Annotated in this window: 11 protein-coding genes and 1 pseudogene; 2 read left to right on the plus strand and 10 right to left on the minus strand. The window is 70.2% G+C overall.

Annotated features, from left to right (window positions below):
* Nucleotides 1-6: 6 nt before the first annotated feature.
* The 7 genes and pseudogenes from mreD to ACFZBU_RS09580 form a co-directional block, all read right to left on the minus strand.
* Nucleotides 7-513, minus strand: a pseudogene (gene mreD, locus ACFZBU_RS09550) (rod shape-determining protein MreD); the annotation flags it as partial.
* A gap of 4 nt (nucleotides 514-517) precedes the next feature.
* Nucleotides 518-1,579: a rod shape-determining protein MreC gene (gene mreC, locus ACFZBU_RS09555; protein WP_391582900.1), complete on the minus strand. Its 1,062-nt coding sequence runs from the start codon at nucleotides 1,577-1,579 to the stop codon at nucleotides 518-520.
* A gap of 114 nt (nucleotides 1,580-1,693) precedes the next feature.
* Nucleotides 1,694-2,713, minus strand: coding sequence for a rod shape-determining protein (locus ACFZBU_RS09560; protein ID WP_078979486.1), 1,020 nt, complete (start codon nucleotides 2,711-2,713; stop codon nucleotides 1,694-1,696).
* A 431-nt stretch (nucleotides 2,714-3,144) separates the two neighbouring features.
* Nucleotides 3,145-3,555 (minus strand): nucleoside-diphosphate kinase, encoded by a 411-nt coding sequence (ndk, locus tag ACFZBU_RS09565; protein ID WP_020550731.1) that lies wholly within the window; start codon nucleotides 3,553-3,555, stop codon nucleotides 3,145-3,147.
* Between the two features lie 119 nt (nucleotides 3,556-3,674).
* The gene (locus ACFZBU_RS09570; protein ID WP_391582901.1) at nucleotides 3,675-4,010 is read right to left on the minus strand and encodes a DUF4233 domain-containing protein; all 336 of its coding nucleotides are present in this window, start codon (nucleotides 4,008-4,010) and stop codon (nucleotides 3,675-3,677) included.
* A gap of 2 nt (nucleotides 4,011-4,012) precedes the next feature.
* Nucleotides 4,013-5,455, minus strand: coding sequence for a bifunctional folylpolyglutamate synthase/dihydrofolate synthase (locus ACFZBU_RS09575; RefSeq protein ID WP_391582902.1), 1,443 nt, complete (start codon nucleotides 5,453-5,455; stop codon nucleotides 4,013-4,015).
* A 118-nt stretch (nucleotides 5,456-5,573) separates the two neighbouring features.
* A complete protein-coding gene (locus tag ACFZBU_RS09580; protein ID WP_391582903.1) occupies nucleotides 5,574-8,207 on the minus strand; it encodes a valine--tRNA ligase in 2,634 nt (877 codons plus the stop codon).
* A 436-nt stretch (nucleotides 8,208-8,643) separates the two neighbouring features.
* Between ACFZBU_RS09580 and ACFZBU_RS09585 the strand changes: the two genes are divergently transcribed.
* Together ACFZBU_RS09585 and ACFZBU_RS09590 are read left to right on the plus strand one after the other, a co-directional pair.
* On the plus strand, nucleotides 8,644-9,327 hold the full coding sequence (locus ACFZBU_RS09585; RefSeq protein ID WP_391582904.1) for a hypothetical protein: 684 nt from the start codon (nucleotides 8,644-8,646) through the stop codon (nucleotides 9,325-9,327).
* A 119-nt stretch (nucleotides 9,328-9,446) separates the two neighbouring features.
* Complete coding sequence (locus ACFZBU_RS09590) at nucleotides 9,447-10,103, plus strand: hypothetical protein (protein ID WP_391582905.1); 657 nt, start codon at nucleotides 9,447-9,449, stop codon at nucleotides 10,101-10,103.
* A 152-nt stretch (nucleotides 10,104-10,255) separates the two neighbouring features.
* Here ACFZBU_RS09590 and clpX read toward each other — a convergent pair whose 3' ends face one another.
* The 3 genes from clpX to ACFZBU_RS09605 form a co-directional block, all read right to left on the minus strand.
* Nucleotides 10,256-11,536, minus strand: a complete 1,281-nt coding sequence (gene clpX, locus ACFZBU_RS09595; protein WP_360304477.1) for an ATP-dependent Clp protease ATP-binding subunit ClpX — start codon at nucleotides 11,534-11,536, stop codon at nucleotides 10,256-10,258.
* Between the two features lie 152 nt (nucleotides 11,537-11,688).
* Nucleotides 11,689-12,351, minus strand: coding sequence for an ATP-dependent Clp protease proteolytic subunit (locus tag ACFZBU_RS09600; RefSeq protein WP_391582906.1), 663 nt, complete (start codon nucleotides 12,349-12,351; stop codon nucleotides 11,689-11,691).
* 115 nt (nucleotides 12,352-12,466) lie between these two features.
* On the minus strand, nucleotides 12,467-13,108 hold the full coding sequence (locus tag ACFZBU_RS09605; protein WP_371863129.1) for an ATP-dependent Clp protease proteolytic subunit: 642 nt from the start codon (nucleotides 13,106-13,108) through the stop codon (nucleotides 12,467-12,469).
* Nucleotides 13,109-14,064: the final 956 nt, after the last annotated feature.

Genomic DNA, 14,064 nt, shown 5'->3' on the forward strand with positions numbered 1-14,064 from the left:
CGAGAGCATCGGTTTCGGATCCACCTTGCGGGCCAGCGCCATCACCCACGGCACCACGAACGGCGCCAGGATCGCGTCGTAGACCACCGCCGTCAGCAACAGCTTGGTCAGCCCCACCTGGCGCACCGCTCCGTCGCCGACCAGCGCACCGACCGCCGCGTACAACACCGTGGTGCCCGCCGCGGCGAATGCCACCACGGCGATCGGCGCGAGCACCGAGCGTCTGGGGCTGCGCGGCACGAACAGGCCGGCGATGTATCCGGTCAGGCACAACACGAACGCGTACCGGCCCGCCGCGTGGTCCGCGGGCGGCGCGAGGTCGGCGCACAGGCCGGCCGCGAAGCCGATCACGCAGCCCGAGGTCGGCCCGTAGGTCAGCGCGAGCCCGACCACCACCAGAAGCAGCAGGTCCGGCACCGCGCCGGGCAGACCGAGCCGCGCGAACACGCTCACCTGGACGACGAGCGCGACGACGATCAGCAGCGCGGCATAGAACACGCGGGAGATCCGCACCGTCTCAGTCCCTTCCGGTCGGTGGGGCCGTGCCGCCGGGCGGCGGCTTGCGGCGGCCGTCGCCGGCGGCGGTGTCGGCCGCGTTCGCGTTGGTGCTCCGGGTGCCGCCGGCGGGCGGCTTGGCCGCCGAGGCGCCCTTGGGCGGCTCGGTGGACGCGGGCGGGGGCGGCGGCGGTGCGGCGCTCGGCGGCGTGGCGACCTCCTGGGCGATCGGCGGCAGCACCGCGTCGCGCGGATCGGTGCGCGGCGGCTCGATCACCACGCCCACCGTGTCCAGCCTGGAGAAGTGCACGTACGACTTCACCTCGACGCTGCGGGTGAGTTCACCCGGGGTGTTGCGCACCTCGGCGACCTCGCCCACCGGTACGCCCGCCACGAACGGCTTGCCGCCCTGCGAGCCGAACGTCACCAGCCGGTCGCCCTTCTTGACGTTGGCCTGGCCGTTGAGCAGCTTGAGGTTCATCGGCTTGTCGCCGCGGCCGGAAGTGATCCCTATTTCCATCGATCCGGCCAGCCGCGTGCCGACCGCGAATCCGGGGTCGGTGGCGAGCAGCACGGTCGCGGTCATCGGACCCACCTGGGTCACCCGGCCGACCAGTCCGTCGCCGTTGATCACGGTCATGTCCGGCTTGATGCCGTCGCCCGCGCCCGCGTCGATGGTGACCGTCCAGGAAAAGCCCTGGGCGGGGCCGATGGCGACCACACGCGCGGGCTTGATCTTGTACTGCCCGGCCGAGGAGACCTTGAGCAGTTTGTCCAACTCGGCCGCCCGATTGCGGTCGAACTCGATGTTGTCCACCTGTTGACGAAGCTTGGCGTTCTCGTCCTGCAGGCGCTTCTTCTCGCCCTCGTGGGATCCCGCGTCCTTGACCGCGTTCACGGCCCGACCGACGGGGTCCACTGCGGCGGACACGCCGCGTTCGGCGGGACCGAACACGGCCGAGGCCCAGTCGCGGACGTTCGCGATGGGCGAGTTCCGGCCACCGCGAATGTCCACGGTGATGAGGGCGAAAGAGATCGCTAGCAGCAGCACGAGGACCAGCCGACCGTGCCGGGAGTCCCTCACGATGCGCGCCCGCCCCTTTCGTACGTTGCGGCGCTTGTGGGCAGTTGTGGTGTGTGGCCGTGCCGGGCCGAACGCGGTGGGCGGCGGTCCGACCGACCGCCCCCGCGTCCTCGGTCAGCGGCGCGGTTGGGCATCCAATACCTGCTGGAGCTTCTCGTACTCCTCGACGCACTTGCCCGCGCCCAGAGCCACCGAGTCCAGCGGGTTGTCGGCGATGTGGATCGGCATGCCGGTCTCGGTGCGCAGCCGCTCGTCGAGGCCGCGCAGCAGGGCGCCGCCGCCGGTGAGCACGATGCCGCGATCCATCACGTCGCCGGCGAGTTCGGGCGGACACTGGTCCAGCGTGCTCTTGACCGCGTCCACAACGGTGTTGACCGGTTCCTCGATCGCCTTGCGGACCTCCGAGGTGGAGATCACGATCGTCTTGGGCAGGCCGCTGACCAGGTCGCGACCACGAATCTCGCTGTGCTCGTCCTCGCCGAGGTCGAAGGCCGAGCCGATCGACATCTTGATTTCCTCGGCGCTGCGCTCGCCCAGGAGCAGCGAGTACTCCTTCTTGACGTAGGCGATGATCGCGTTGTCCAACTCGTCGCCGGCCACCCGGATCGACTGGGCCGTGACGATGCCGCCGAGCGAGATCACCGCGACCTCGGTGGTGCCGCCGCCGATGTCGACGACCATGTTGCCGGTCGCCTCGTGCACCGGCAGACCGGCGCCGATCGCGGCGGCCATCGGCTCCTCGATGATGTGCACGCTGCGCGCACCGGCCTGGCTGGACGCCTCGACCACGGCGCGGCGCTCGACGCCGGTGATGCCCGAGGGCACGCAGATCACCACGCGCGGACGGGCCAGGTACCGGCGGCGGTGCACCTTGAGGATGAAGTAGCGCAACATGCGCTCGGTGATCTCGAAGTCGGCGATCACGCCGTCCTTGAGCGGCCGGATCGCCACGATGTTGCCGGGCGTGCGGCCGATCATCTTCTTCGCCTCGGCGCCGACCGCCAGGATGCCCCCGGTGGTGGTGTTCTTGGCGACCACCGACGGCTCGTTCAGGACGATGCCGCGGCCTCTGACGTACACCAGCGTGTTGGCCGTACCGAGGTCGACCGCCATGTCACGACCGATGAACGACAAGTTGTTCGCCATATAAAGAACCTAGGGCCTTCCCGAGCTCGTAGCCATGAGGACATGAGCCGGCCGAGGGACGTCGTACCGAGAACGCCGGATCGACCGACCACAATCGTAGGCACGGTGTACCGGCGGCAGAACCCGCGACGTACCGGGGCACGGCTGCACCCTCCATCCACCATGACGTGATCACGGTGCGAGGGGTTGCGTGCCACGCGCGGCAAGTGGAGGGATTTCCCTCTAACAGCGCACGGTCGGGGCCAGATAGGCACCCCGGCGGGGCGCGCGGAGGTCCGCCCGGCGTGGTCGCGAAAAAAATCGATTTCCCGCGCAGTCCGCGCGCGTCGCGCGACCTTCGGGCACGGTGGCGGCGCGATCGTCGCGGCGGGGATCGCGAACCGATTCCGCGCGGCGCACCGGGCGCCGCGACGAAATCGTCAGGCGTGTTCGGGGAAGAAGTTCTTGATCTCGCGCTCGGCGGATTCCGGCGAGTCGGAGCCGTGCACGATGTTCTCCCGGGTGATCGTGGCGAAGTCGCCGCGAATGGTGCCCGGCAGAGCCTTGATCGGGTCGGTGACGCCGGCGAGCACGCGGAAGGACTCGATCACCCGCTCGCCCTCGACGATCAGCGCCACGGAGGGGGCCGAGGTCATGAACTCCACGAGCGGGGCGTAGAACGGCTTGCCCTCGTGCTCGGCGTAGTGCCGCTCGATCGTCTCGCGATCCATCACGCGCAGATCGAGCGCCGCCAGGGTGAAGCCCTTGCGCTCGATGCGGCCGATGACCTCGCCGACGAGACCACGCCGGACTCCGTCCGGCTTGACCAGGACGAGCGTGCGCTCGGACACGTTTGGCTCCTTGCTTCCTCGAAGAGGGGGTACGGGTACGAACCTTGCGACCCGACGAACGGTCAACGCCCAGAGCCTATCCGGGGTAACGCATCAACCTTTCGGCCGTATGTCGCGACTCAGTCCGCGAGGGCCGCGCGGGCCGCCTTGGCGTCGTCGATGACCCGCCCGACCCGGACGCAGCCATACCAGATCACGGCGAACACCACGCCGATCAGGAACATCATCGGGACCACGAAACCGGTCAGGAACAGGCCGAGTTGCAGCACCCAGCCCGCGGTGACCGCCCACGGCCGGCCGAGCTTGGCGCACAGCCAGACGCAGACGAGGGCGGACGGTCCGGCGACCGCCCACAACACGCCCGTGGAGATGTCGGTGAGCTGCATCGCCACCAACGCGGCGAGACAGATCACCAGGGCCTGGCCGATCAGATGGGTCGAACACAGCGCGCGCATGCTCAGGCGTCCCTTCCGTTGCGGTTGCCTCCGCCGCTTCCGCCGGATGGGCCGGCCCCCGGGCCCGCGCCCGGTTCACCGCCCTTGAGGAGCACCCGGGCCTCGCCCACGGTGACCACGGAGCCGGTGATCAACACGCCCGCACCACCGAGGTCGCCCTCCTCCTCGGCGAGCGTGACGGCGGCCTCGATGGCGTCCGGCAGGCTCGGCTGCACCTCGACCCGATCCGCGCCGAACACCTCGACCGCGAGCGCGGCGAGTTCGTCGACCGGCATCGCCCGCGGCTGCGAGTTCTGCGTCACCACGACCTCGGCGAGCACCGGTTCGAGGGCCTCCAGGACACCTCGGACGTCCTTGTCGCCCATCACGCCGACCACGCCGACCAGATGCCGGAAGTCGAACGAGTCGGTCATCGCCTGCGCGGCGGCCAGGGCACCGGCCGGGTTGTGTGCGGCGTCGATCAGGACGGTGGGGCTGCGTCGCACGATCTCGAGCCGACCGGGCGAGGTGACCGATGCGAACGCCTCCCGGACCAGGTCGGCGTTCAGCGCGCCGCCGCTGGTGAGCCCGGGCCGGTCGGCCACGCCGACGCCCAGGAACGCCTCCACCGCGGCCAGCGCGACCGCGGCATTGTGCGCCTGGTGGCTGCCGTGCAGCGGCAGGAAGACGTCCTCGTACTCCCCCGCCAGGCCGCGCAGGGTGAGCAACTGCCCGCCGACCGCCAGGTCGCGCCGGACCACGCCGAACTCCATGCCCTCGCGGGCCACCGTCGCGTCCACCTCGACCGCGCGCCGGATCAGCGCCTCGGCGGCGTCCACCGGCTGGTGTGCCAGCACGACCAGGCTGTCCTGCTTGATGATCCCGGCCTTCTCCACCGCGATCTCGCCCGGCGTGTTCCCCAGCCGGGCGGCGTGGTCCACCGCGATCGGGGTGACCACGGCGACGGTGCCGTCGACCACGTTGGTCGCGTCCCATGTGCCGCCCATGCCGACCTCGACCACCGCGACGTCCACCGGCGCGTCGGCGAAGGCCGCGTACGCCATTGCGGTGATCACCTCGAAGAAGGACAGCCGGTACGGCTGCGCGGCGTCCACGATGCCGATGTAGGGCTCGATGTCGCGGTAGGTCTCGACGAACCGCTCGGCGCTGATCGGCTCGCCGTCCAGGCTGATCCGCTCCGTCATCGACTCCACGTGCGGGCTGGTGAAGCGGCCGGTGCGCAGTTGGAAGGCGCGCAGCAGCGCCTCGATCATCCGGGCCGTGCTGGTCTTGCCGTTGGTGCCGGTGATGTGGATGACCGGGTACGCCCGCTGGGGTTCACCGAGCACGTCCATCAGCGCGACCACGCGGTCGGTGGACGGGTCGAGCTTCGTCTCGGGCCAGCGCCCGATCAGCTCGGCCTCGACGGCGCGCTGCGCGGCCAGTGCCTCGGCGGGGTCTGTCACAGGTGTCACCGGTTCTGATCGAGTTCTGCGGGAGCTGGTGGGTTGCTGATGGGTTGCTGGTGGGGTGGCCGCCCGCACGGCCCGGGTGGGTGTGCCCGGGCCCGTGCGGGCGATCGGGTCAGCCGGTGGGCAGCCGGTCCAGCTGGCCCTTGATGCGTTCGATGTCGGCCTCGGCGCCGGCCAGCTTGTCCCGGACCTTGTCCACCACGTCGGGGGCGGCCTTGGCCAGGAAGCCCGCGTTGCCGAGCTTCTTCGTGTTCACGTCGCGGACCTTCTCCGCCTCGGCCAGGTCCTTGGACAGGCGCTTGCGCTCGGCGGCGAAGTCGATCGCGCCGGAGAGGTCCAGCTCGATCACGGCGCCCGCGACCGGGAAGGACGTGGTCGCCGAGAAGCCCTCGCCGGCCGGCGTGCAGCGGGCCAGCTGACGCAGCGCCGCCTCGTGCGCGGCGATCGCGGTGCCCGCGAGCGAGATGTTGGCCGGCACCCGCTGACCGGGCTTGAGGCCCTGGTCCGAGCGGAACCGGCGGACCTCGGTGACCACCTGCTGGAGCGTGGTGATCTCGGCCTCGGCGGCCGGGTCGGCGAACCCGCTCGGGGTGGGCCACTGGGCCACGACGAGCGACTCGCCACCGGTGAGCGTGGTCCACAACTCCTCGGTCACGAACGGCACGATCGGGTGCAGCAGCCGCAGCGTCACGTCCAGGACGTGGCCCAGGACCCGCCGGGTGGCCTGTGCGGCGGCCTCGTCGTCGCCGTTCAGCGGCAGCTTGGCCAGCTCGACGTACCAGTCGAAGACCTCGTCCCAGGCGAAGTGGAACAGCGTGTCGGAGAGCTTCGCGAACTGGTAGTCCTCGTAGTACGCGTCCACCTCGGCCACGACCGCGTCCAGCCGGGACAGGATCCAGCGGTCGGTCGCCGAGAGCTGCTCGGCGGCCGGCATCGGGCCCTCGACGGTGGCGCCGTTCATCAGCGCGAACCGGGTGGCGTTCCAGATCTTGTTGCAGAAGTTGCGCGAGCCCTGGACCCAGTCCTCGCCGATCGGCACGTCGGTGCCGGGGTTGGCGCCGCGGGCCAGGGTGAAGCGCAGCGCGTCGGTGCCGTACGCGTCCATCCAGTCGATCGGGTCGACCACGTTGCCGAACGACTTGGACATCTTCTTGCCGAACTGGTCGCGAACCAGGCCGGTGAGCGTGATGGTGTGGAACGGCGCCTGCCCGTCCATCGCGTACAGCCCGAACATCATCATCCGGGCGACCCAGAAGAAGATGATGTCGTGCCCGGTCAGCAGCACGTCGGTCGGATAGAACTTGGCCAGGTCGGCGGTCTGCTCGGGCCAGCCCAGCGTGGAGAACGGCCACAGCGCGGAGGAGAACCACGTGTCGAGCACGTCGGTGTCCTGCGTCCAGCCCTCGCCGGTGGGCGCCTCGTCGTTCGGGCCCACACAGACCGTCTCGCCGTTCGGGCCGTACCAGACCGGGATTCGGTGGCCCCACCACAACTGCCGCGAGATGCACCAGTCGTGCATGTTGTCGACCCAGCCGAAGTAGCGCCCGGCCAGCTCCTGCGGGTGGATGGCCACCCGACCGTCGCGCACCGCGTCGCCGGCGGCCTTGGCCAACGGCTCGACCCTGACCCACCACTGCATGGACAGCCGCGGCTCGACGGTGGTCTTGCAGCGCGAGCAGTGCCCGACCGCGTGCGTGTACGGGCGCTTCTCGGCGACGATCCGACCCTGCTCGCGCAGTGCGGCCACGATCGCGAAACGCGCCTCGTAGCGGTCCAGGCCCTCGAACGGGCCGTGCACCGTGATGATCGCCCGCTCGTTCATGACCGTGGGCATCGGCAGGTTGTGCCGGCGGCCGATCTCGAAGTCGTTCGGGTCGTGCGCCGGGGTCACCTTGACCGCGCCGGTGCCGAACTCCGGGTCCACGTGCTCGTCCGCCACGATCGGGATCCGCCGCCCGGTGAGCGGCAGTTCGATCTCGGTGCCGACCAGGTGCGCGTACCGCTCGTCGCTCGGGTGCACCGCGACGGCGGTGTCGCCGAGCATGGTCTCGGCGCGCGTGGTGGCCACCACGATCGCGTCGTCGCCGTCGCCGTAGCGGATCGAGACGAGTTCGCCGTCGTCGTCCTGGTGCTCGACCTCGATGTCGGAGATCGCGGTCAGACAGCGCGGACACCAGTTGATGATCCGCTCGGCGCGGTAGATCAACTCGTCGTCGTAGAGCCGCTTGAAGATGGTCTGCACGGCCTGGGACAGGCCCTCGTCCATGGTGAAGCGCTCACGCGACCAGTCCACGCCGTCGCCGAGGCGACGCATCTGGCCGAGGATCTTCCCGCCGTACTCTTCCTTCCACTGCCAGACCCGGTCCACGAACGCCTCGCGGCCCAGGTCGTGCCGCGACTTGCCCTCCTTGGCCAGCTCGCGCTCGACCACGTTCTGGGTGGCGATGCCGGCGTGGTCCATGCCGGGCAGCCACAGCGCCTCGAAGCCCTGCATGCGCTTGCGGCGGGTGAGCGCGTCCATCAGCGTGTGCTGGAACGCGTGGCCCAGGTGCAGTTGTCCGGTGACGTTCGGCGGCGGGATGACGATCGTGTACGGCGGCTTGTCGCTCTTGGCGTCGGCCTCGAACCAACCCGCGGCTACCCAGCGCTCGTACAGCTTCCCCTCTACCTCGGCGGGGGTGTACTGGGAGGGAAGGGCCTGCGGCTGCTCGGCGGCAGCGGCTGCGGGAGTGGTGTTCTCGGTCACCGCCCCAGTCTACGGAAGGCGCACGGGCACCTTCGACGCGCCGGCGGCAAGGCGGGAACAGGGCGGTGGGCGGCGCGGGCGGCGGCCCTGGGGCGACGTCGCCGGACCGACCGGTTGTCGCCGGTCGGGGTCCCGCCGCCGGCGTTCCGCCTTTGTCGCCGGTGGCGTCCCACCCTTGTCACCGTGGTGTCACCGCGACGCCGGCGGGGGCCGGGGACCGCTAGTTTGCGCCGTGGGCCGGTATCCGGGTTTCGACGATGGGGGCATCGGTCGGAGCGCCGGAGCGGGGCCCGTATCCGTGACTTCGTGAATCCGGGGGGATCTCGTGCGCACTCGCACTCACACTCGTACTCGTGTCGACTCTCGTCCTCGTGCCGGCTCCGGTACTCGTGCCGGCTCTCGCACTCGCACACTGTTCGTCGCCGTCACCGTCTCCGTGCTCGGGACGGCCGTACTGACGGGGTGTCAGGCCAAGGACGGCAAGGACGACAAGGCCGACAGAAGCGGCCCGGCGGTCACCGCGACGACCCAACCGGTCGACCCCGGGACGACCGCGTCCGTGACGCGGCCGGCGGAGGTGCCGACCGGCAAGGCCAAGCCGACCGCGTCTGCGCCGTCGACGTCGGTCCCGTCCGGGCGACCCCCGACCGCGGCCGGCCCGCACAAGCTCCGGCCCGCCGCCCGGGCCGGAGACCTGGCCCGGCTGCTCGACGGCGGGCCCACCGACGTCCCGGTCGACCCGGGCGAGGTGCGCTCCCCGGCCAACAACGTGCTGGTCGCGGCGTACGGCGCGACCGGGGCCGGACCGCGCTCGGTGCTGTTCGTCGGGGTGGACGGGATGACCGGGATCGACGGCAAGCGCATGGAGCACATGGTCCGCGGCATGGTCGAGTACGTGAACGGCAGCGGCGGCAGCGTCCCGGACGGGGTGACGATGAAGGGCTATGATCCCGGCCCGCTGGGCGGCACGCTGGAGTGCATGCCGGCCTCGGTCGCACAGCCGGCGGCGATCTGCGGGTGGGCGGACCAGGACACGACGGCCGTGGCGTATTTCGATCAGTTGTCGGCGGACCGGGCCGCGGCGAAGTTCAAGGCGATGCGCGCGGATCTGGAGCGGTAGCGACCCCGTGCGGCGGCGGTGGTTCGGGGTCGAACGCCGGTTCGCGCGTCGCCTGGCGGCCGTAGCGTCGTTGTACCGGGTACCGATGACGTTCGGCCGAACCGCGGGTGGTGGGGGCGATGGGCGACGGATACGGCGGGTGGCAGGGGCCCGGGACCGGCGGGGCGGGGTATCCGACCGGGCCGCCGGGGGCCGCGCCGCCTGCGGAGAGCCGCTCCCGGGACCGGATCGCGATCCTGGTCGGCGTACTGGGCAGCGTGGCCGTGGTGGTCGCCGCCGTGGTGGTCGTGGTGCTGCTGCTCGACTCCGGCGGCGACGACGCCCCGGAGCCGCGCGGACTGCCCACCGCGCCGGCGAGCACCCGCAGTGCCGGACCGCTCGTCATGCCGGCCACGATCGGGGCCCGCGGCCCGGTCGCCCGGACCGCACTGCCGTCGACGGTCGCCGATCTGAACGCGACGATAGGGCGTACCTTCGCGGACGTCCGCACCGAGGTCTTCGGCGGCGGGCAGACCAGCGAGACGGTGCTGCTGACCCTGGCCGCCCGGCGCGACCGGGTGCCCGCCGAGTACGTCCGGGACTTCGTGCCGGCCGTCCCGGTGGCCGAGGACCCGGCCGTCCCCGGCCCGCCGGGGGTGCTCCGCTGCTGGAGCAACCCCACCACGGCGATGTGTCTGTGGGGCGACGACCACGACCTCGTCTACGTCAGCGACGGAGCCGGCGTCGCACACGCCCGACTGGTGATCGCGAACGTGTATGCGGGCAGTGCCCGCTAGGGCCGCCTGTGCGGCGACGGCAAGTGGTCGCGGACGGGTGAGCGGGCTGTGCCCGCCGGTCGGGCGCGGGGTGCGAACGTGCGGCGCGGGGTGCGAATGTGCGGGCGAGCCGTGCCGCCGGCCGGAACCCGGCCGGCGCCTCGCCGCTCGACTCAGGCGCTCTTGTCGCGCCGCTCGCGCTTGACCACGTCACGCGGCACGAGCGTGGGATTGACGTGCTTGAGGACCACCTGGTCGGTGACCACGACGCGGGCCACGTCCTTGCGGGACGGGACCTCGTACATCACCGACTGGAGCACCTCTTCGAGGATCGCCCGCAGGCCGCGCGCACCGGTGCCGCGCATGATCGCCTGGTCGGCGATCGCCTCCAGCGCCTCCATCTCGAAGTCCAGCTCGACGCCGTCGAGTTCGAACAGCCGGCGGTACTGCTTCACCAGCGCGTTCTTGGGCTCGGTCAGGATCTGGATGAGAGCCTCGCGGTCCAGGTTGTGCACCGAGGTGAGCACCGGGAGCCGGCCGATGAACTCGGGGATCATGCCGAACTTGAGCAGGTCCTCCGGCATCACGTCGGCGAACGAGTCGGCGCTCTCCACATCGCGCTTGGAGCGGATCTGCGCGCCGAAGCCGATGCCCTTGCGGCCGACCCGGCCCTCGATGATCTTCTCCAGGCCGGCGAACGCCCCGCCCACGATGAACAGCACGTTCGTCGTGTCGATCTGGATGAACTCCTGGTGCGGGTGCTTGCGCCCGCCCTGCGGCGGCACACTCGCGGTGGTGCCCTCGATGATCTTCAGCAGCGCCTGCTGGACGCCCTCACCGGACACATCGCGGGTGATCGACGGGTTCTCGCTCTTGCGGGCGATCTTGTCGACCTCGTCGATGTAGATGATCCCGGTCTCGGCCTTCTTGACGTCGTAGTCGGCCGCCTGGATCAGCTTCAGCAGGATGTTCTCGACGTCCTCGCCGACGTAGCCCGCCTCGGTGAGCGCGGTCGCGTCGGCGATGGCGAACGGCACGTTCAGCATCCGGGCCAGGGTCTGCGCCAGCAGCGTCTTGCCGCAGCCGGTCGGCCCGAGCAGCAGGATGTTCGACTTGGCCAGTTCGACGCCGTCGTCGCGGGACGCCTTGGCCGACTCACCGGCCTGGACCCGCTTGTAGTGGTTGTACACCGCCACCGAGAGCGCCTTCTTGGCGACTTCCTGCCCGACCACGTAGCCGTCGAGGAACTCGTAGATCTCCCGTGGCTTGGGGAGCTCCTCGAACTTCAACTCGGAGGACTCGGAGAGCTCCTCCTCGATGATCTCGTTGCACAGGTCGATGCACTCGTCACAGATGTAGACACCCGGACCGGCAATGAGCTTCTTCACCTGCTTCTGGCTCTTTCCGCAGAACGAGCACTTGAGCAGGTCGCCACCGTCACCGATGCGTGCCACGAGGTGCATCTCCTTCGCCTGGGCCCCGGATGTCCCGGACCTGGTGCCTGGTCTTTCGACGGTACCCCGCCGGAATCTCCGATCCCCCGGTTTTGACCATCAACCGGTCACCGTTGTCCGGTCGGCGGCAAGCCGCCGACCGGGCGGGGACACTAGCCGATGACCTTCCGAGGTGCGGTGATCTCGTCGATGAGGCCGTACGCAAGCGCCTCTTCGGCCGTCAGAATCTTGTCGCGCTCGATGTCGTCGCGAACCTGCTCGATCGGCCTCGTGCTGTGCTGCGCGAGCATGGTTTCCAGCATGGTGCGCATGCGCTGGATCTCACGAGCCTGGATCTCCAGGTCGCTGACTTGCGCGCGCCCGGTTTCACTGTACGGCTGGTGGATGAGGATGCGGGAGTTCGGCAGCGCCATTCGCTTGCCCGGAGTTCCCGCGGCGAGCAGAACGGCGGCTGCGGAGGCCGCCTGGCCCATGCACACCGTCTGGATGTCGGGGCGCACGAACTGCATCGTGTCGTAGATGGCGGTGAGCGCCGTGAAGGAACCGCCGGGCGAGTTGATGTAGATCGAGATGTCCCGATCGGGGTCCATCGACTCCAGCGTCAGGAGCTGCGCCATCACGTCGTTCGCGGACGCGTCGTCGACCTGGACGCCCAGGAAGATGATGCGCTCTTCGAACAGCTTGGTGTACGGGTCCTGCTCGCGGAAACCCTGCGACGTGCGCTCGATGAAGCGCGGCAGGACGTAACGGCTCTCGGCGCTGCGCGAGGCAAGCGGTGCCAGGCCCTCGGGCCGGTGGAACAGATTGTCATTCATGGAAATCTCAGCCCTCCGGGACTGCGGACTCGACTCAGTGGCTGGGCGACTGAAAGCTGGATCGGCTTTCCCCGGCTGTTCTTCGGCCGGGATCAGCTGTGTGCAGCCGCCGGTGTCAGCTGGTGCTGCCGGTGTTGGGAACCTCGGCCGCACTGCGAACCACGTGGTCCACCAGGCCGTATTCCTTGGCCTCCTCGGCGGAGAACCAGCGGTCGCGGTCCGAGTCGTGCTCGATCTTCTCGGGGGTCTGCCCGGAATGGTGCGCGATCAGGCGAGTCATCTTGCGCTTGGTGCGCAGGAGCTGCTCGGCCTGGATCTTGATGTCCGACGCCGAGCCGCCGAGACCGGCGGACGGCTGGTGCATCAGGATCTCGGAGTTGGCGAGCGCGATGCGCTTGCCGGGGGCTCCGGCGGTCAACAGGAACTGGCCCATGGAGGCGGCCAGGCCCATCGCGACGGTCGCGACATCGTTGCTGATCCACTGCATCGTGTCGTAGATCGCCATGCCGGCGGTGATGGAGCCACCCGGCGAGTTGACGTAGAGCCAGATGTCCTTTTCCGGGTCCTCTGCGTTCAGCAACAGGAGCTGGGCGGAGATCGCGTTGGCGATCTGGTCCTCGACCACCGAGCCGAGGAAGATGATCCGCTCGCGCAGCAACCGGTTGTAGACCTGGTCGTCGAGCCCCATCCCACCCGGCTGAGATGCACGCGAAGTGGGCACCGCGAGCCCCGGAGTCACGATCTGCGGATTCGTCACGTATCCACCTGCTCGTTTCCGACGGCAATCCCGAGCCGTCACGAAGTCGACCTTGGGAGGCACCTGCGTTCGTGGCGGGTGACCCCCTTCGTACAGCGACCCTAACGCGCGGATCGTCGCAGGCCATCCCAGACTCAGGACTGTTCGCCCAGAGCGCAGCAAGGCGGTATCCGGGCGGTATCGGGGTAGTCGCGCGGATCGTACGGCGGGTGGGCGGTCGGGTCGGGTCGGCCATGTCGGCGCGACGGAGGCCGGCGCGCCGCGGGGACGGGGACGGGGGCCGGAGCCCGGAGCCCGGCCGGGGTCGGGTCGGGGCCGGGTCGGGGCCCGGAGCCGGCCGACGACCGCGTGCCGCTGCCGGTGAGGGACGATTCGCCCGTGCCCGGCCCTGGTGGGCCGGTGTGCGCGTGTACAGACGGGCCGTGGGGCGGTGGTCCTGAGAGTGGCGGTCCTGAGGGTGGTGGCCTGTGAGCGGTGGCCCGAGAGCGGTGGCAGTAGGGCGGTGGCCTGAGAGCGGCGGTCCCGAGGGTGGCGGTCTGATAGCCGTCACAAGCCGTGTCGGAGGTTCTCGCGGCCCATCCGGATGAGGAGCATGAGCACTCGGCCCCTTCAACGTCGAGGGGCGGGCAGCGCCCGTTTCGCGCTCTCCGCGCAGCCGTTGACGGCGGGCACCATCCCGCCCAGCCAGGCGGGTCGGCTCCGAATGCAGCGCCTTTGCGAGGCGTCGTACGCCACGGACGGGTCGGCCCGGCCGGGATGCTCGGGCGGGACGGTATCCGAACGGGTTGGGTCGATCGAGTGACGGGTCATCACGATCCGTACCCGTACGGAACGCACACGGCCCCCTCGGAACGCACACGGCCCTCGCAGTACACGCAGGCCCTCGGAACGCACGCGGGCCCGACCACCGGCTGACGGTGATCGGGCCCGGGTGACGGGTCCTGCGCGAATTCCGC

The organism is Embleya sp. NPDC008237 (assembly GCF_042956465.1).
GTDB lineage: Bacteria > Actinomycetota > Actinomycetes > Streptomycetales > Streptomycetaceae > Embleya.

Coding starts and splice junctions, on each gene's coding strand:
- ACFZBU_RS09570 (WP_391582901.1), bottom strand. CDS start 4,010: ATGCGCGCGCTGTGTTCGACCCATCTGATCGGCCAGGCCCTGGTGATC.
- ACFZBU_RS09590 (WP_391582905.1), top strand. CDS start 9,447: ATGGGCGACGGATACGGCGGGTGGCAGGGGCCCGGGACCGGCGGGGCG.
- ACFZBU_RS09600 (WP_391582906.1), bottom strand. CDS start 12,351: ATGAATGACAATCTGTTCCACCGGCCCGAGGGCCTGGCACCGCTTGCC.